At 67.9% G+C, this 16,737-nt stretch carries 17 protein-coding genes; 10 read left to right on the top strand and 7 right to left on the bottom strand.

Annotated features, from left to right (window positions below; all coding sequences use genetic code 11):
- Positions 1 to 10 precede the first annotated feature (10 nt).
- Positions 11 to 913: an EamA family transporter gene (locus DU478_RS17890; protein WP_114512413.1), complete on the bottom strand. Its 903-nt coding sequence runs from the start codon at positions 911 to 913 to the stop codon at positions 11 to 13.
- A gap of 80 nt (positions 914 to 993) precedes the next feature.
- Here DU478_RS17890 and DU478_RS17885 point away from each other — a divergent pair, with 80 nt between their 5' ends.
- Complete coding sequence (locus DU478_RS17885) at positions 994 to 1,473, top strand: MgtC/SapB family protein (RefSeq protein WP_114512336.1); 480 nt, start codon at positions 994 to 996, stop codon at positions 1,471 to 1,473.
- Between the two features lie 4 nt (positions 1,474 to 1,477).
- Here DU478_RS17885 and ftsY read toward each other — a convergent pair whose 3' ends face one another.
- Positions 1,478 to 2,794 (bottom strand): signal recognition particle-docking protein FtsY, encoded by a 1,317-nt coding sequence (gene ftsY, locus DU478_RS17880; RefSeq protein ID WP_114512335.1) that lies wholly within the window; start codon positions 2,792 to 2,794, stop codon positions 1,478 to 1,480.
- Between the two features lie 112 nt (positions 2,795 to 2,906).
- On the opposite strand from ftsY, the gene DU478_RS17875 reads away from it, so the two are divergent.
- Positions 2,907 to 3,791: a lytic transglycosylase domain-containing protein gene (locus DU478_RS17875; protein ID WP_233501403.1), complete on the top strand. Its 885-nt coding sequence runs from the start codon at positions 2,907 to 2,909 to the stop codon at positions 3,789 to 3,791.
- A 284-nt stretch (positions 3,792 to 4,075) separates the two neighbouring features.
- Here the strand turns inward: DU478_RS17875 and DU478_RS17870 are convergent, their stop codons facing one another.
- On the bottom strand, positions 4,076 to 5,761 hold the full coding sequence (locus tag DU478_RS17870; RefSeq protein ID WP_114512412.1) for an NAD(P)H-dependent oxidoreductase subunit E: 1,686 nt from the start codon (positions 5,759 to 5,761) through the stop codon (positions 4,076 to 4,078).
- Between the two features lie 198 nt (positions 5,762 to 5,959).
- On the opposite strand from DU478_RS17870, the gene DU478_RS17865 reads away from it, so the two are divergent.
- Both DU478_RS17865 and DU478_RS17860 read left to right on the top strand, forming a co-directional pair.
- On the top strand, positions 5,960 to 6,985 hold the full coding sequence (locus DU478_RS17865; protein WP_114512333.1) for an alkane 1-monooxygenase: 1,026 nt from the start codon (positions 5,960 to 5,962) through the stop codon (positions 6,983 to 6,985).
- Positions 6,986 to 7,031: 46 nt separating this feature from the next.
- Positions 7,032 to 7,430 carry a hypothetical protein gene (locus tag DU478_RS17860; RefSeq protein ID WP_114512332.1) on the top strand — a complete coding sequence of 133 codons (399 nt, stop codon included), beginning with the start codon at positions 7,032 to 7,034 and terminating at the stop codon, positions 7,428 to 7,430.
- A gap of 22 nt (positions 7,431 to 7,452) precedes the next feature.
- On the opposite strand, the gene DU478_RS17855 is transcribed toward DU478_RS17860, so the two are convergent.
- Complete coding sequence (locus DU478_RS17855; protein WP_114512331.1) at positions 7,453 to 7,887, bottom strand: Lrp/AsnC family transcriptional regulator; 435 nt, start codon at positions 7,885 to 7,887, stop codon at positions 7,453 to 7,455.
- A gap of 123 nt (positions 7,888 to 8,010) precedes the next feature.
- Here DU478_RS17855 and DU478_RS17850 point away from each other — a divergent pair, with 123 nt between their 5' ends.
- The 4 genes from DU478_RS17850 to DU478_RS17835 all read left to right on the top strand — a co-directional run bounded on the left by DU478_RS17850 (position 8,011) and on the right by DU478_RS17835 (position 13,262).
- Complete coding sequence (locus DU478_RS17850) at positions 8,011 to 9,132, top strand: alanine racemase (protein ID WP_114512330.1); 1,122 nt, start codon at positions 8,011 to 8,013, stop codon at positions 9,130 to 9,132.
- 152 nt (positions 9,133 to 9,284) lie between these two features.
- On the top strand, positions 9,285 to 11,585 hold the full coding sequence (locus DU478_RS17845) for a xanthine dehydrogenase family protein molybdopterin-binding subunit (RefSeq protein ID WP_114512329.1): 2,301 nt from the start codon (positions 9,285 to 9,287) through the stop codon (positions 11,583 to 11,585).
- Positions 11,560 to 12,627, top strand: coding sequence for a DUF2235 domain-containing protein (locus DU478_RS17840; RefSeq protein ID WP_114512328.1), 1,068 nt, complete (start codon positions 11,560 to 11,562; stop codon positions 12,625 to 12,627). Before DU478_RS17845 ends, DU478_RS17840 begins: the two co-directional genes overlap by 26 nt.
- A gap of 167 nt (positions 12,628 to 12,794) precedes the next feature.
- A complete protein-coding gene (locus tag DU478_RS17835) occupies positions 12,795 to 13,262 on the top strand; it encodes a CoA-binding protein (RefSeq protein WP_114512327.1) in 468 nt (155 codons plus the stop codon).
- Between the two features lie 357 nt (positions 13,263 to 13,619).
- On the opposite strand, the gene DU478_RS17830 is transcribed toward DU478_RS17835, so the two are convergent.
- Together DU478_RS17830 and hisF are read right to left on the bottom strand one after the other, a co-directional pair.
- Positions 13,620 to 13,931: a phosphoribosyl-ATP diphosphatase gene (locus tag DU478_RS17830; protein ID WP_114512326.1), complete on the bottom strand. Its 312-nt coding sequence runs from the start codon at positions 13,929 to 13,931 to the stop codon at positions 13,620 to 13,622.
- A complete protein-coding gene (gene hisF, locus DU478_RS17825; RefSeq protein ID WP_114512325.1) occupies positions 13,928 to 14,689 on the bottom strand; it encodes an imidazole glycerol phosphate synthase subunit HisF in 762 nt (253 codons plus the stop codon). Before hisF ends, DU478_RS17830 begins: the two co-directional genes overlap by 4 nt.
- A 116-nt stretch (positions 14,690 to 14,805) precedes the next feature.
- Between hisF and DU478_RS17820 the strand changes: the two genes are divergently transcribed.
- A complete protein-coding gene (locus tag DU478_RS17820) occupies positions 14,806 to 15,255 on the top strand; it encodes a DUF302 domain-containing protein (protein WP_114512324.1) in 450 nt (149 codons plus the stop codon).
- 2 nt (positions 15,256 to 15,257) lie between these two features.
- On the opposite strand, the gene hisA is transcribed toward DU478_RS17820, so the two are convergent.
- Positions 15,258 to 15,977, bottom strand: a complete 720-nt coding sequence (gene hisA / locus DU478_RS17815; protein WP_114512323.1) for a 1-(5-phosphoribosyl)-5-[(5-phosphoribosylamino)methylideneamino]imidazole-4-carboxamide isomerase — start codon at positions 15,975 to 15,977, stop codon at positions 15,258 to 15,260.
- A gap of 135 nt (positions 15,978 to 16,112) precedes the next feature.
- Between hisA and DU478_RS17810 the strand changes: the two genes are divergently transcribed.
- Positions 16,113 to 16,496 (top strand): DUF2147 domain-containing protein, encoded by a 384-nt coding sequence (locus tag DU478_RS17810; protein ID WP_114512322.1) that lies wholly within the window; start codon positions 16,113 to 16,115, stop codon positions 16,494 to 16,496.
- Positions 16,497 to 16,737 lie beyond the last annotated feature (241 nt).

The raw sequence follows: 16,737 nt of genomic DNA, 5'->3' as shown, positions 1-16,737 counted from the left end.
CCCTGCGATCTTACCCACCAATTTCCACAATCACAGCCCCAACAGCGATCAACGTCATCAGGACGATGCGGCGCGGCCCCACGGTTTCCTTGAGCGCGAGCCAGCCGATGAGGGCGGCAAAGACGGTGGAGGTTTCGCGCAGCACCGCCGCTTCGCCGACCTTGTCGAGCCTTGTGGCCAGCATCACGCAGCCGAAACTACCGAAGGCGATGAACGCCCCGGCGAGGCCGCGTTTCAGGAGCGGGCGCAGGGCGACGCCGTGCAGGCGGTGGCGTTGCGAGGGCAGGGCCATGAGCAGCGGGAAGTCGAAGGCCGAGAGGAAGAAGAACCAGGCGAGGAAGGTGAAGGGATCCTGCGTGGCGCGGATGCCATAGGCGTCGTAGGTGGTGTAGAGCGCCACGAAGAGCCCGGTGACGAAGGCATAGGCCAGCGCCGGGGCCAAGGTCTCGCGAGCGGTTTCGAGATAGGCGAAGTTGTAGAGCGCGAGGCCGAAGATGCCCGCAAGCAGCACCGCAAGGCCGATCCATTGTGCGCCGGTGAAGGTCTCTCCGAAGAGCAGATAGGCGCCGATCACGGTGAAAAGCGGGCCGGTGCCGCGCACCACCGGATAGACGACCGTATACGCACCGCGGGTATAGGCCATGGCCTGCATGACCTTGTAGACGAAGTGGATGACAACCATACCGGCGAAGATCGGCCACATGTGCGGCTCGGGGAAGGGCACCAGCAGGATCAGCGGCACCGACAGGACCAGCAGCCAGAGGTCGATGGCCCAGCGGCTGACCCAGGGGTCGTAGCGGCCCTTCTGCAGGGCGCCGAAGATCGCGTGCAGCAGCGCCGCCGAGAGGGCCAGCAGCATCGCCAGCCGGTGCCCGGCCTCGGTCCCGTCGAGCGCGATGATCGCGTCGCTCAGCACCGTGCGGCATCCCCCGCTGCGGAACCGCGGGCGCGGCGGGGCATTGTGTTGGCAACGCGAACGCACTGAGAGGCCGTATGATCGACCAGATCTTCAAGGAATTCACTGGCACCTTTTCCACCATCCCGGCACCGGTGGCCTTTGCCCGATTGATGATCGCGATCCTGCTGGCTGGTATCGTGGGATTCGAGCGCGAAATGCGCGACAAGCCCGCGGGGCTTCGGACGCATATCCTCGTGTCGGTGGCGGCCTGTCTCTTTGTCATCCTGGGCCGTGAACTGGCGGCGATGGATTTCGGCGCGGGCGAACAGCGCAACGATCCCCTGCGCATGATCGAGGCGGTGACCGCCGGGGTGGCCTTTTTGGCCGCAGGGGTGATCTTCACCTCGGGTGGCAAGGTGCAGAACGTCACCACGGGCGCATCGCTCTGGCTTGCCGGGGCCATCGGGCTCGGCTGTGGCGCGGGTCAGATGCCATTGGCGGCGATGACCACAGCCATCGTGATCTTCGTGCTGTTCCTTGTCCGGAAATTCGGACGGGCAATCGGCACCCATTGAGGGCTCAGGCCTCGAGACCGGTCAGGGCGGCGGCGAATTCCTCGGGGTCGAAGGGGGCGAGGTCGTCGATCTGCTCGCCCACGCCGATGGCGTGGATCGGCAGGCCAAACTTGTCGGCGAGCGCCACCAGCACGCCGCCCTTGGCGGTGCCGTCGAGCTTGGTCATCACCAGGCCCGAGACATCGGCGAGCTTCTGGAATTCCTCGACCTGACGCAGGGCGTTCTGGCCGGTGGTGGCATCAAGCACCAGCAGGGTGTTGTGCGGCGCGTCCGGGTCCTTCTTGCGGATGACGCGGACGATCTTGGCCAGTTCCTCCATCAGGTCGGCGCGGTTCTGCAAGCGGCCGGCGGTGTCGATCATCAGCAGATCGGCGCCGTCGGCCTGCGCCTTGGTCATGGCGTCGAAGGCAAGGCTCGCGGGGTCCGAGCCCTCGGGCGCGGTGAGCACCGGCACCCCGGCGCGGTCGCCCCAGACCTGCAGCTGTTCCACGGCGGCGGCGCGGAAGGTGTCGCCGGCGGCGATGACCACGGTCTTGCCGGCGGCGCGGAACTGGCTGGCCAGCTTGCCGATGGTCGTGGTCTTGCCGGACCCGTTGACCCCCACCACCAGCACCACCTGCGGCTTCGTCGGGTAGAGCGGCATGGGCTTCGCCACCGTCTCCATGATCCGCGTGACCTCTGCCGCCAGAAGCGCCTTGATCTCGGCGGTGGAGAGTTTGCGGCCATAGCGTCCCTCGGCCATGTTGGCGGTGACCCTCAGCGCAGTGTCGACGCCCATGTCGGCGGCGATCAGCAGCTCTTCGAGCTGTTCGAGCATGTCGTCGTCGAGCGTGCGGCGCATCACCGGCGCGTCGGGCTTGCGGCCCATGAGCCGCCCGAAGAGACCGCCCGAGGGCTGCGGCGGCACCTGCGTCGGGATTTCCTGCGGCGGCGCGGTCGGTGTCGGGTCCGGCTGCGCCGGAATTTCCTGCGGCGGCGGTGCGGGCTGCGCGGGCGGGGTCGGCGTCGGGTCGGCGGGCGGTGTCACGTCCGGGCCGGGGCCGGGAGGTGTCTCTTCGGGCGCCGGGACGGGATCGCTGGTCTGCGGGGCTTCCTGCGGCGGCGCAGGCGGGGTTTCGGGCACGCGGTCGGGCGTCGGATCGGAGGGCGGTGTCACGTCCGGAGCGTCGGGTTCGGGCGTCGTGGGCGGCTCCGGGTCGGGCAGGTCGGGGCGCGGATCGGGATCGGCGCTGCCGCCATCCTCGACGATGGCATCGAGCCCTTCCTCGAGCCGCGAGGAAGATTTGAAGAGCTTGTTCTTGAGCTTGCCGAAAAAGGACATCTGGCGCCTGCGCTGTTACCGACCCTTCTGACCTAATGCCTGCCGCGTCTGAGTGAAAGTCCGAGTTGACCTTTCGCCCGCGACACGGCCTAGTCGGGGCATGAGGTGGTGGGTGAACTTGGCGTGTCTGTGGCTGGCGTCGGCGCTGTGGCCGGGGTTTGCGCGCGCCGAGCCGGGCACCATGTGCAGCACCGGCAAATGGGGCCACGTGCAGTGCATCCGCCCATCGCATTTCGTGCACGACGCCTGCCAGGCCATCGACATCTTCGCCCGCGCCAACGGCCTGCCTCCGGGGTTCTTCGCGCGGCTGATCTGGCAGGAAAGCCGGTTCGACCCCAATGCGCTGAGCCATGCGGACGCGCGCGGCATCGCGCAGTTCATCGACTCGACCGCCGCCCTGCGGGGCCTGTCGGACAGTTACAACCCCGCCGAGGCGCTGGAACATTCCGCGGACTACCTGGGCGAGCTGTCGCAGCGTTACGGCAACCCCGGCCTCGCGGCGGTGGCCTACAACGGCGGCGAGCGGCGCGCGGACGGGCTGGTGGCCAAGACCGGCGGGCTGGCGCGCGAGACGGTGAACTACGTGCAGATCATCACCGGGCTCACCGCAGAGACCTGGCGCGACGACCCGCCCGAAGGGCACGATTTCCGCCTGCAGGGCGACGTGCCGTTCCGCGCCGCCTGCCATGACCTCGCGCGCAACCGGCGGCTCACGGCCTATCCGGAGCCGGAACCGGCGGTCAAGCCCTGGGGGGTGCAACTGGCCTTCGGCACCTCGGTCGACGCGGCACGGCGCAAGTATTCCGAGAAAACGCGCAGTTGCGCCGCCTTGGTGAAGGGCGAGACGGTGGATTACGTCTACGAGAAAAGCCGTGCCAGCCCGCGTGGCGGCTATTACATGGCCCGCATCGGCCGCGACGACCGCGACGCGGCCTGGCGCTATTGCAGCCAATTGAAAAACCGCGGCTGCATTTGCGCGGTTTACGCGAACGGCTAGGGGCCGCGACGCTTGGCGCCAGATGGCCTGGCCCAATCCTTTTCCGCCGAGCGCGCGGTGCTTTCGTGATAGCTAAGCGCGCGACGGACCGAGGTTTGGCGTTCCGGCGTGGATGATGGGCGATTTATCCGCGCAGATACGGACGAAGGCTCAGCCTCGTGCGTGCTCCACCGCATTGCCTGACTGGGGGGCGGTCCTGCGATCGCGCGGCGGACCCAGGCGGCTTTGAGTCCGCGCGGTGTCGCGACGGCACAAAGGGCGGGTTGAAAACCCACCCTACGCGCTCACACCTCGTTGGGAAAATGCTTCATCGTCAGGCGGATCGGGTTCGGCGCCGCCTGTCCCAGCCCGCAGATCGAGGCGTCGGCCATGGCCTGGCAGACCTCTTCCAACAGCGGCTGGTCCCACTTGGGCGCCTGCATCAGCTTCACCGCCTTTTCGCAGCCCACACGGCAGGGCGTGCACTGCCCGCAGCTTTCGTCCTCGAAGAAGCGCAGCATGTTGATCGCCGCGTCTCGCGCCGAATCCTTGTCCGACAGCACCACCACCGCCGCCGAGCCGATGAACGACCCGTGCGGTTGCAATGTGTCGAAATCGAGCGGGATGTCGTCCATCGACGCGGGCAGCAGGCCCGAGGACGGGCCGCCGGGCTGGTAGGCCTTTAGCGTATGGCCGTCGAGCATCCCGCCCGCGGCCTCCACCACGTCGCGGATGGTCGATCCGGCGGGCAACAGGTGCACGCCGGGGTTTTTCACCCGGCCCGAGACCGAGTAGGAGCGCAGCCCGGTGCGGCCGTTCTTCTCGACACCCGAGAGGATCTCGCCGCCCTCGCGGCAGACACGGGCGACCCAGTGCAGCGTTTCGATGTTGTGTACGAGCGTCGGTTTGTCGAAGACGCCGACCTGCGCCACGTAAGGCGGGCGGTGGCGCGGGATGCCGCGCTTGCCTTCGATCGATTCGATCATCGCGCTTTCTTCACCGCAGATATAGGCCCCGGCGCCGCGGCGCAGGTCGATATATCCGGCCTCGACCACGCCCGCATCCTCGAGTGCCGCGATCTCGCGGCGCAGGATTTCCAGCACCGCCGGGTATTCGTCGCGCATGTAGATGAAGCAGGTCTGCGCCTCTACCGCCCAGGCGGCGATCAGCATGCCCTCGAGGAAAAGGTGCGGCGTGCGTTCGAGGTAGTAGCGGTCCTTGAAGGTGCCGGGCTCGCCCTCGTCGCCGTTGACGGCGAGGTAACGTGTGCCCTTGTTGGCGCGCACGAATCCCCATTTCTTGCCCGACGGGAAGCCTGCGCCACCCAGGCCGCGCAGACCGGAGTCGAGCACCTTTTGCTGCACCGCTTCCCAGTCTCCATTCTCACGCAGGTCCTTCAGCGTCTCGTAACCGCCGTTGGCCGCATAGGCGGCGTAGTCCTCGTAGTCCGGGATATGGGCATGGGTGTCGCCGGCCTTGATCGCCGCGTGCACCTTTTCGGGCGTGGCGTGATCGATATGCGCATGGCCCAGTTCCAGCACCGGGGCGGTGTCGCAGCGGCCCATGCAGGGCGCGCGGACAACGCGCACCTCGGCCGGGTCCAGCCCCGCTTCGAGCGCCTGTTGCAACGCCTCGGCGCCCGCCAGTTCGCAGGACAGCGAATCGCAGACCCGGATGGTCAGCGCGGGCGGCGGCGTCTCGCCTTCCTTCACCACGTCGAAATGCGCGTAGAAGGTCGCGACCTCGTAGACCTCGGCCATCGACAGGCGCATCTCTTCGGCCAGGGCGCGCAGGTGCGCCGCCGAAAGGTGGCCGTACTGGTCCTGGATCAGGTGCAGGAATTCGATCAGCAGGTCGCGCCGCCGCGGACGGTCGCCCAACAGCCCCTGCACCTCGGCCCAGGCCTGGTCCTCGAGCGGGCGGCCCTTGGTGTGATGCCGGCCCTTGCCCTTGCCGCGTTTCCACACGCCCTTGCGTTCGTCGAGTGCCATCTGGGTCATTCTCCTGCGATTTGCGGCACCCTAGCCGAGGCGCGTTTCGATGCGAGACCAAAAACGACGCAACGCCCGTGCGAAACGGCCCGGATTCGCCGCGATCTCGTCCCATGGGTGACGGAATTTTCCGATAGGGGTAACATGGGGACGGACCCGGCTTAAGGCCGCCAAAAGGATAGGGGCACGGACGGACACATGGCGCGCTTCGCCATCATCACGCTGAGCATGGTCGCCCTGCTGGCGCTGGCGCTTTTGCAGGGCGGGATCTGGCCGGCGCTGGCGCTGGGCTACATGACCGCGCTGGCCTATTTCCTCGACAAGCTGGCCGCGCTTTGCGCCCCTGATGCGCCCGAGGGGCAGGAGTTTCCCGCCGGCCGCGGGCTGTCGCTGTTGCTGGGCGCGCTGCATTTCCCGCTGCTCTACGGCGGCGTCGCGACGCTGAGTGCCAGCATGGCGCCGCTGCAGGCGGTGTTGTGCTTCGCGGCGTTGGGCCTCTATCTCGGGCAGGTGAGCAATTCCAACGCCCATGAACTCATCCACCAACCCGACCGCGGCGCGCGGCGGCTGGGGATGCTGGTCTATGCCTCGGTGCTCTTCGGGCACCACGCCTCGGCGCACATGCGGGTGCACCACATCCATGCCGCCACCGACCGAGACCCCAATTCGGCGCGGCTGGGCGAAGGCTTCTACCGCTTCGCCCTGCGCGCCTGGATCGGTTCCTTCGTCGAGGGCTACCGGGCCGAACGCGCCCGGCTGGCAAAACGCGGGCAGGGCGGCGTACATCCTTACGCGATCTACGGCGCCGGCTCTGCCGCATCGATGGCCGTGGCGCTGCTGATCGGCGGCGGCACGGGGCTGCTCTGGCTGCTGGGGCTTTCGGCCTATGCCCAGGCGCAGCTCCTGCTCTCGGATTACGTCCAGCATTACGGTCTGCGCCGCGCAGAAGTCGCGCCCGGCAAATGGGCGCCCGTCGGCCCCGCGCACAGCTGGAACGCGCCGCAGGGGTTCACCAGCGCGCTCATGCTCAACGCGCCGCGCCATTCCGATCACCACGCGCGGCCCGCACGCGCCTATCCGGGGCTGGAGCTGGACCGCACCGCGATGCCGGTGCTGCCGCACTCGCTGCCTGTGATGGCCACCCTGGCCCTGCTGCCGCCGGTCTGGCGCCGGATCATGGACCGCCGCGCCCGGCGCTGGTCCGCGGATTTCAATCACGTTTGAACGATCTCTGTTGCGCCCGCCGCCCCGCCTGTCCAGACTGCCGCGCATGAAACAGCTGATGGCCCTCTCGACCGCTTTGTTCCTCGCGCTCCCGGCGCTGGCGCAGGCCGCCATGTCCGGCGCCGAATTCGAAGCCTACGTGACCGGAAAGACGCTCTATTTCGGGCAGAACGGTCAGGCTTACGGGGTCGAACGCTACCTGCCGGACCGCCGCGTGCGTTGGTCCTTCCTCGACGGCCAGTGCAAGGACGGCTACTGGTACGAGGAGGCCGAGCAGATCTGTTTCGTCTACGAGGACAACCCGGTGCCGCAGTGCTGGACCTTCTTCCGCGAAGGGTCGGGCCTGCGCGCGGTGTTCGAGAATGATCCCGCCTCCACCGCGCTTTACGAGGCCCGGCAGGACGAGGAACCGATGATGTGCCTCGGTCCGGACGTGGGCGTCTAGCCGCCGCCCACCGCCGCCGGCGTCACGCGCTGCGGTCGATCTTGGTGCTGAGGTGCACGAGGCTCTCGGACGACCGCACCCCCTTGGCCTCGCCGATCCGGTCCAGCGTCTCGTCCAGCGCTTCGGTCGAGGGCGCGCGCAGCGTCACGATCAGGTCCACCCGTCCGGATGTCGTGTGTACCGTCTCGACCCCCGGCAGCGACTTCAGCCGCGCCAGCACCGCAGCACCCGACCGCGGCTCGATCGACACCAGCGCCGTGGCCCGGATCGGCGCGCGATGCGCCGCCCCCAGCCGCAGCGTGAACCCCGCGATCACCCCGCGCGCCAGCAGCCGGTCGATCCGAGCCTGCACCGTGGTGCGCGCCAGCCCCAGCCGCCGCGCGAGGTCTGCCACCGGGGCGCGGGCATCTTCTGACAACGCCGCGATCAGCGCCCGGTCGGTTTCGTCGATCTGCATGTCTGTTCCGGCGTAATGACGAAAGAATGAGTCAGAACCTACCATCTGACGCTGCCATCCGGCAAGACAGGCGCGCAGACTGATCCTGCAAGACCCACCAAGACCCATGAAGAGGCAGAGCAGATGGTGAAACAGGACCCCTTCGGCGCCGACCCCGGCGCCTGGCTACGGCGCAATACCCCCGATGCGCCGGTTTTCTTCTTCCGGCCCGCGACCCTGCAGGCCACGGCGCAGCGGTTTCTGCGCGGCTTTCCCGGCGCCGTGACCTACGCGGTCAAGGCCAACCCGGCTCCTTGCGTGCTGGACAACCTCGTGGCCGCGGGCCTGCGCACCTTCGACGTGGCCTCGGTGCCGGAAATGCAGGCGGTGCGCGCGGCCTGCCCGGACGCCGCCCTGCATTTCCACAACCCTGTGCGCAGCCGCGCCGAGATTGCCGAGGGGCTGCGCCTGGGTGTGCAATCATGGTCCGTCGACCGCCTGTCCGAACTCGACAAACTCGCCGCCCTGCCGCCCGGCAGCGAAATTGCCGTGCGGCTGAAACTGCCCGTACCCGGCGCTGCCTATGACTTCGGCGCGAAATTCGGCGCGGAGCCCGAGGCCGCGGCGGCGCTGCTGCAAGCGGTGGCAAGACGCGGCCTGACCCCGTCGATGACCTTCCACCCCGGCACCCAGTGCGACGCGCCCGCGGTCTGGGAGCGCTACATCGCCGCCTGTGCGGGCATCGCCGCCCGCGCCGGGGTCACCCTGCGACGGCTCAACGTCGGCGGCGGCTTCGCGGCGCATCGCGGCGCCGGACCCGCGCCGGATCTGGAGAGGGTCTTCGCCCGCATCGACGCTTCCGCCAAAGCCGCCTTCACCGGCCCGCCGCCGCCGCTGGTCTGCGAACCCGGCCGCGCCATGGTCGCGGAGGCCTTTTGCCTGGCGCTGCGCGTCAAGGCGGCAGAGCCCGGGCGGATCACCCTCAACGACGGCCTCTACGGCGCCCTGGGCGAATGGCGCGACCTGCCCGCAGGCGGACGCATCGCGGTGCTCGATCCCGCTGGCAAAACCCGCACCGGGCCGGCGCATCCGGTGCGCGTCTTCGGCCCGACCTGCGATTCGCTCGACCAGCTGCCGGCATCGCTGCCGCTGCCCGCCGACCTTGCGGAAGAAGACTGGCTGCTGATCGACGGCATGGGCGCCTATTCCGGCGCGCTGGTCACCGATTTCAACGGCTTCGGCGCCCGTCGCATCGTCACCCTCTAGCCTCGCGCCTTCATCTTGCCGACAAACTCCAGAGAGCACGAGAGACAGCGTCTCTCGTTTGCCGCAGGCAACCCGCAGCCGGACGGACAGCCGCTCTGGACACCCGGGCCTCAGGGGCTAATGTCGCGCCAAGCCAGCAAGGAGGGCACGGCATGGACAAGTTCGGCAAGAGCCAACCGGTGAAGCGCATCGAAGACAGCAGATTCCTGACCGGACGGGGCCGCTACGTGGACGACATCGCGCCGGCGGACGCACTGCACGGCTTCGTCTTCCGCTCGCCCGTGGCCCATGCCGAGATCGCCGGGCTCGACGTCACCGTCGCGCGCGAGGCTGAGGGCGTGGCGCTGGTGCTGACCGCGCAGGATCTGCTCGAGGCGGGCGTCGAGATCGGCATCCCTGCGACGCTGGTCAAGAACCGCGACGGCAGCATGGGCGCCAGCCCCGAACGGCCGCTGCTGGCACGGGACCGCGTGCGCTTTGTCGGCGAGGCGGTGGCGATGGTCTTTGCCGAGACGCTGGACCAGGCCCGCGACGCGGCCGAACTGATCGAGGTCGATCTCAAGGACCTGCCGGTGCACACGGCGCTGGCGACCGGCGGGCCGCAAATCCACCCCGAAGCCCCGGACAACCGGGCCTACGACTGGGCGATGGGCGACGAGGCGGCGACCGCGGCGGCTTTTGACAGCGCCGCCCACACCGTGACGCTGAAGGTCGACGACAACCGCATCATCTGCAACGCCATGGAGCCGCGCGGCTGCTACGCGGAGTGGGACGGCGAGCGCCTGCACCTTGCCTTCAACGGTCAGGGCGTCTGGGGCATGAAGGGCGAGCTGGTGCGTGCGCTGGGTCTCGATGCGGAGCAGGTGCGGGTCACCAACCCCGATGTCGGCGGCGGCTTCGGCATGAAAGGCATGCCGTATCCCGAATATCACGTCTGTGCCTTCGCCGCCCGCGCATTGGGTCGTCCGGTGCGCTGGATGTCCGAGCGCGGCGAGGCGATGCTCACCGACAATGCCGGGCGCGATCTGACCTCGACGCTGGAGCTGGCCTTCGACGCGGATCACCGGATCACCGGCTTTCGGACCGAAACCATCTCGAATCTCGGGGCCTACAATTCCAACTTCGCCCAGCTGATCCAGAGCCAGCTTTATTCCCGCGTCCTCACGGGCGTCTATCACATGCCGGCGATCTGGCTGCATGTGCAGGGCGTCTATACCAACACCACCCAGGTCGATGCTTATCGCGGCGCCGGGCGGCCGGAGGCGATCTATGCGCTGGAACGAATCATGGACCGCGCCGCCCGCGAGCTGAGCGTCGATCCCTGGGACCTGCGCCGCCGCAACTTCATCAAGCCCGACCAATTTCCCTACAAGACGCTGGTGGGTGAAACTTACGACGTGGGCGATTTCGCCCGAGTGCTGGACCATGCCGCCCGCCGCGCCGACCGCGACGGCTTTGCCGCGCGCCGCGCCAAGTCCGAGGCGGTGGGGCTGCTGCGCGGGCAGGGGCTCTGTTACTATATCGAAAGCATTCTGGGTGCACCTTCGGAGGACGTGAAAGTCGAATTCACCGAAGAGGGCGGCGCGCTGATCTACGTGGGCACGCAAAGCAACGGGCAGGGGCACGAGACGGTGTTCGCGCAGTTCCTGTCGGACCAGACCGGTATCCCGACGGACCGGATCGCAGTCGTGCAGGGCGATTCGGACCGGATCGCGCGGGGCGGCGGCACCGGCGGATCGCGGTCGGTCACGGTGCAGACGAACGTGACGCTGACGGCGGTGGCGGAGATCGTCGAGAAATTCAGCGCCGTCGTCGCCGAGGAGGCGGGGGTCGCGGCGAGCGCCGTCAGCTTCGACGATGAACGGTTCCGCGCCGAGGGCACGAACCTCACGCCGACGATGCTCGAAGTGGCCGAGATGGCCCGCGCCAAGGGACGGAACGACCTGCTGGTGCACGAGGCGACGGCGCAGCTACCGGCGCGCAGTTTCCCGAACGGCGCCCATGTGGCCGAGGTCGAGATCGACCCCGAAACCGGCGTGGTGCGCGTCGACCGCTACACGGTCGTCGACGATTTCGGCAATCTCATCAACCCGATGCTGGCCGAGGGCCAGGTGCATGGCGGGGTGGTGCAGGGCATCGGTCAGGCGCTGACCGAACGGGTGGTCTATGACGAGGAAGGGCAGCTCTTGTCCGCCAGCTTCATGGATTACGCCATGCCGCGTGCGACGGATGTGCCGATGATCGGCTTCGACACCGAACCGGTGCCATCGACCGCCAACCCGATGGGCATGAAGGGCTGCGGCGAGGCCGGGACCGTGGGCGCCCTGGCGGCGGTGGCCAACGCGGTGCAGGATGCGCTCTGGGCGCGCGGGGTGCGGCAGGCGGACATGCCCTTCACGCCGCAAAGAGTGTGGAGCATGTTGCAGGATGAACGGCCTCTCGCGGCTGAGTGAGCGCTGGCTTGGCTGGCTGACGCGGCGCTTTGCACCGCGCCGAGAAACCGTTACGCCGTCCCGCGGCTGCCGCGATCATGTCATCATCCTCGACGGCACCCTGTCGTCGCTTGCGCCGGGAGCCGAGACCAACGCCGGTCTGACCTACAAGCTCTTGCGCGAGGGCGGCGGGGCGCTGTCGCTTTACTACGAGGCGGGTCTGCAATGGCCCGACTGGCGCGCTACGCCCGATGTGATGCTGGGGCGCGGCATCAACCGGCAGATCCGGCGGGCCTACGGCGTGCTCGCGTCGCGCTACCGGCCCGGCGACCGCATCTACCTGCTGGGCTATTCCCGCGGCGCCTTTGCGGTGCGGTCGCTGGCGGGGATCATCGACCGGCTGGGGCTCTTGCGCGCCGAGGCCGCGACCGAGCGCAACCTGCGGCAGCTTTACCGCCATTATCAGGGCGACCCGGACAGCGCCGCGGCCAAGGCGTTCTCGAAGGCTTATTGCCAGGACGATATCGCCATCGACATGATCGGCGTCTGGGACACGGTGAAGGCGCTGGGGTTCCGGGTGCCGGTGCTCTGGCGCTTCACCGAGGAAAAGCACGGCTTTCACAACCATGAACTCGGGCCCGCCACGCGCCGCGGCTTCCACGCGCTGGCGCTGGACGAAACCCGGCGGGCCTATGCGCCGGTGCTCTGGACCTGTCCGCCGCACCGCGCCGGGCAGGTGGAACAGGTCTGGTTTCCCGGCAGTCACGGCGATGTCGGCGGACAGCTGGGCGGGTTCGACGCGGCGCGGCCGGTGTCGAACATCGCGCTGGTCTGGATGCTGGAGCGGCTGGAACTGTGCGGCCTGACCCTGCCCGAGGGCTGGCGCGCGCGGTTTCCCTGCGACCCGGCGGCGCCCAAGGTCGGCACCTGGCGGGGATTCGGCAAATTCTTCCTGCTGCGGCAGCGCCGTGTGGTGGGGCGGGACCCCTCCGAACGCCTGCATGAAACGGTGCCCGCCTCAGACCGCGCGGGCCATGCCGCGCCGCTGGAAGCGTCGTTTTGATCACAGATGCTTGACCGGGCTTTAAAATCGGAAAGTGGTGCATATTTGCCTGTCATGGCCGCGGGTTCGGAACTCCCGCGCGCCCTTCACTGTCCCTCGTTCCGTACTGGCGCCCAAGCTTCGCTTGGGCGCTTTTTTCTTCGCGGGACTGCGTATAGCGTGGCGCCATGAGCTATTCCGACGCCCTCCTCAAGGATATCCTGACCCGCACCCGGCGCATCGCCGTGGTCGGCGTGTCGGCCAACCCGGTGCGGCCCAGCTATTACGTTGCGCGCTACCTTGCGCTCAAACGGTTCGACGTGGTGCCGGTCAACCCGGGCCTTGCGGGGCAGATGCTGTTTGGCAAAAAGGTCTGCGGCAGCCTTTCCGAGATCGAGGGACCGGTCGACATGGTCGACATCTTCCGCCGGTCCGAAGCGGTGCCGGAGATCGTCGACGAGGCGCTGGAGACCTGCGAAGGGTTGCGCACGATCTGGATGCAGATCGGCGTGGAACATGCCGAGGCGGCGGCGAAGGCCGAGGCGCGCGGCATCGACGTGGTGATGAACCGCTGCCCGAAGATCGAATACCAACGGCTCTTCGGTGAGCTGCGGATGGGCGGGTTTGCGACCGGGGTGATTTCCTCGAAACTCTGAGGCTGCCGGGACGGCGCGCTTTCGGCGGGGCCGAAAGACGCCCCGCCCGCCATCCCCGGCGACAGGGTGGGGACATGGTCCTGTGGCATTGTGGCCCCGGAAAACGCCGCCTGATCGCAGGAAAACTGGGGGCCGGAGCGCCGGACTACTGGGGGGSCAGCCCCCCMGACCCCCCGGRGGKTTACTGGCAAGATGAAGGGGGAACGGCGCGAGTCGGTCACGGGGTGGGACCCCGTGTCGAGACGGCTTTGGCGGCAAGCGACCCGTCAGGTGGGGTGCCGGCATCTCGGAGGCGCATCGAAAAGCTCTCGCGTTTCGATTCGCGGGTCGTCGGATGGAAAGACGGACCAAGGGCGATCAGTCGCCGCGGGCGGCCTTTTCGGCGAGGCCGGAGGTGCCCTGGCGGCGGGCGAGTTCGGACATGACGTCCGCGAGCGGCACGTCTCGGGCCTGCAGCATCACCAGCAGGTGAAAGAGCACGTCGGCGGCCTCGGCGGTGAGGGCGGCGCGGTCGCCCTTGATAGCCTCGATGATGGCCTCGATGGCTTCCTCGCCGAATTTCTCGGCGCATTTCTCGGGCCCTTTCGCCAAAAGCTTCGCGGTCCAGCTGCTGTCGGGATCGGCCGTGGCTCGGTCCGAGATGACGCGCGCAAGGTCGTCGAGCGTCATGACATCCTCATGGCGATGCCGTTGGCGGCCATATGCGCCTTGGCCTCGTGGATGGTGAAATCGCCGAAGTGGAAGATCGACGCGGCCAGCACCGCCGAGGCGCCGCCTTCTGTCACGCCTTCGACCAGGTGATCGAGCGTGCCGACGCCGCCCGAAGCGATGACCGGAACGTGCACCGCGTCCGAGATCGCCCGCGTGAGCGCAATGTTGAAGCCCTCGCGCGTGCCGTCGCGGTCCATTGAGGTGAGCAGGATCTCTCCGGCGCCCTTGGCGGCCATTTCCATGGCGAAATCCACCGCGTTGATGCCGGTGGCGCGGCGGCCGCCGTGGGTGAAGATCTCCCACCGGCCGGGCGAGACGGTCTTGGCGTCGATGGCCACGACGATGCATTGGCTGCCGAACTGGTCGGCGGCGGCGGTTACCACGTCCGGGTCGGCCACCGCGGCGGAGTTGAAGCTGACCTTGTCCGCACCCGCCAGCAGCAGCGACCGGACATCGGCCACGGTCCGTACGCCGCCGCCTACGGTGAGCGGGATGAAGCATTGCTCGGCGGTGCGGGTCACCACGTCGAACATCGTGCCGCGGTTTTCCTCGGTCGCCATGATGTCGAGAAAGCATATCTCGTCGGCGCCCGCGGCGTCGTAGGCGCGGGCGGCTTCGACCGGATCGCCCGCGTCGACGAGGTCGACGAAGTTCACGCCTTTGACGACGCGGCCATCGGCGACGTCGAGACAGGGAATGATGCGGGTCTTGAGCATGGTTGCGCCTTTGTTACCGGGTGTGAGGACCTTTTATGCGGGATGGCGGTTACCTTCCAGAGGGCGGGGCGGTTTTCTTGGACCCTGCCGCCGGGCGAATGAGGGAGACCTATGAGATGAAACAGATACTTGCCGCCGCCGCGATGGTGCTGGTGCCGGGCGCGGCCCTGGCCGATGACGAGATCGTCACGCGCGGGTCGGAGTTTACCGTGGCGCAGACCGTCGACAAGCTCACCGCCGCCATCGAGGAAGCCGGGGCCACGGTCTTCGCGGTCGTGGATCATGGCGCGGGTGCCGAGTCGGTGGGCGAGGATATCGGCGCGTCGCAGCTGGTGGTCTTCGGCAATCCGGCGATCGGCACGCCGGCGATCCTCGACAACCGGCAGGCGGGGCTGTTTCTGCCGCTCAAGGTCTTGGTCTACCAGAACGAGGGCGGGCAGGTGATGGTCGCCTACGAGGATCCCGAAGAAATGTTCGACGATCTGGGCAACATCGACGACGATGCGGAGTACATCGCCAAGATGTCCGGGGCGTTGGAGAATTTCGTCACCGCCGCATCGGAGTGATTTCAGGCCAGCGCGTCCAGAGCGGTGCGCAGATCGAGCGCCCCGTCGTAGAGCGCGCGGCCCGAGATCGCGCCCGAGATGACTCCGGTGTCGCGCAGGGCGATCAGGTCGTCGAGCGACGACACCCCGCCCGAGGCGATGACCGGGATCGACACCGCCCGCGCCAGCGCTTCGGTCGCGGCCACGTTGGGGCCGCCCATGGCGCCGTCGCGGTCGATATCGGTATAAATGATCGCGGCGACCCCTGCGTCCTCGAAGCTTCGGGCGAGGTCGTCGGCCATCACGTCGGTCTCTTCCGCCCAGCCCTTGGTGGCGACACGGCCCTTGCGGGCGTCGATGCCGACCGCGACCTGTCCCGGAAACGCCTTGGCCGCCGCGCGCACCAGCGCCGGGTTCTCCACCGCCACGGTGCCCAGGATCACCCGCTGCAGGCCCTTGTCGAGCCAGGCCTCGATGGTGGCCATGTCGCGGATGCCGCCGCCCAGCTGCGCCGGCACGCCGGGGCAGGCGGCGAGGATCGCCTCGACCGCCGCGCCGTTCACCGGCTGCCCGGCGAAGGCGCCGTTGAGGTCCACGAGGTGCAGCCACTGGCAGCCTGCATCGACGAAAGCGCGAGCCTGGTCGGCGGGGCTGTCGTTGAAGACGGTGGATTTCTCCATGTCGCCGCGCAGCAGCCGCACGGCCTGGCCGTCCTTGAGGTCGATGGCGGGGTAGAGGATCATGGCGGCACTCCGGTCTGGTCGTTCCGGCTTTTATATGACGGAACGGCAGATGCAACGCGACCTCACGTCAGTCTTGATTTGATCCCGGTGCTCGGCTCAGGCTTTGGCAGCCACTCAATGGGAGGAGAGGACGAGATGAAGAAACTGAGCATGATGCTGGCGGCGCTGGTGCTGAGCGCGGGGCCCGCGGCGGCCGATCCGGTCGAGGGCGTCTGGAAGACCGAGGTGGACGACGGCGCCTACGCCTACATCACCATGCGCCCCTGCGGCGGCGACATCTGCGGCGTGATCAGCCGCACCTTCAATGCCAGCGGCGAGTTCAAGTCCGAAAACATCGGCAAGCCGCTGGTCTGGGACATGACGCCGGCGGGCGGCGGGTCCTATTCGGACGGCAAGATCTGGCAGCCGTCCACCGGCAAGGTCTACAAGTCCAAGATGGCGCTGTCGGGCAACACGCTGAACGTGTCGGGCTGCGTCGGCCCGTTCTGCAAACAGCAGACCTGGAGCCGGGTGCAGTAATCTCGTTGCAAGTTTCGGGATGAGAGAGGGCCGGGTTTGCCCGGCCCTCTGCGTTTCCTGTGCAATGGCTGCAAATGAATTTCGGTCGGATCACGGCCTGTCCCCGGTTTTCAAGGGGATGCTTGGATGCCGGGTCTGCGGACAAAGTTGGCTTTCGCTGCAGTCCCACGAATGTCTTCTCTCATTAGCGCGTGATAAGAAAACCACGCCAATCGCGCCTTAGTGATTGACCACCAATGTC

The organism is Thalassococcus profundi, assembly GCF_003344785.1.
GTDB lineage: Bacteria > Pseudomonadota > Alphaproteobacteria > Rhodobacterales > Rhodobacteraceae > Puniceibacterium > Puniceibacterium profundi.
This window is presented reverse-complemented; position numbering and strand designations above follow the sequence as displayed.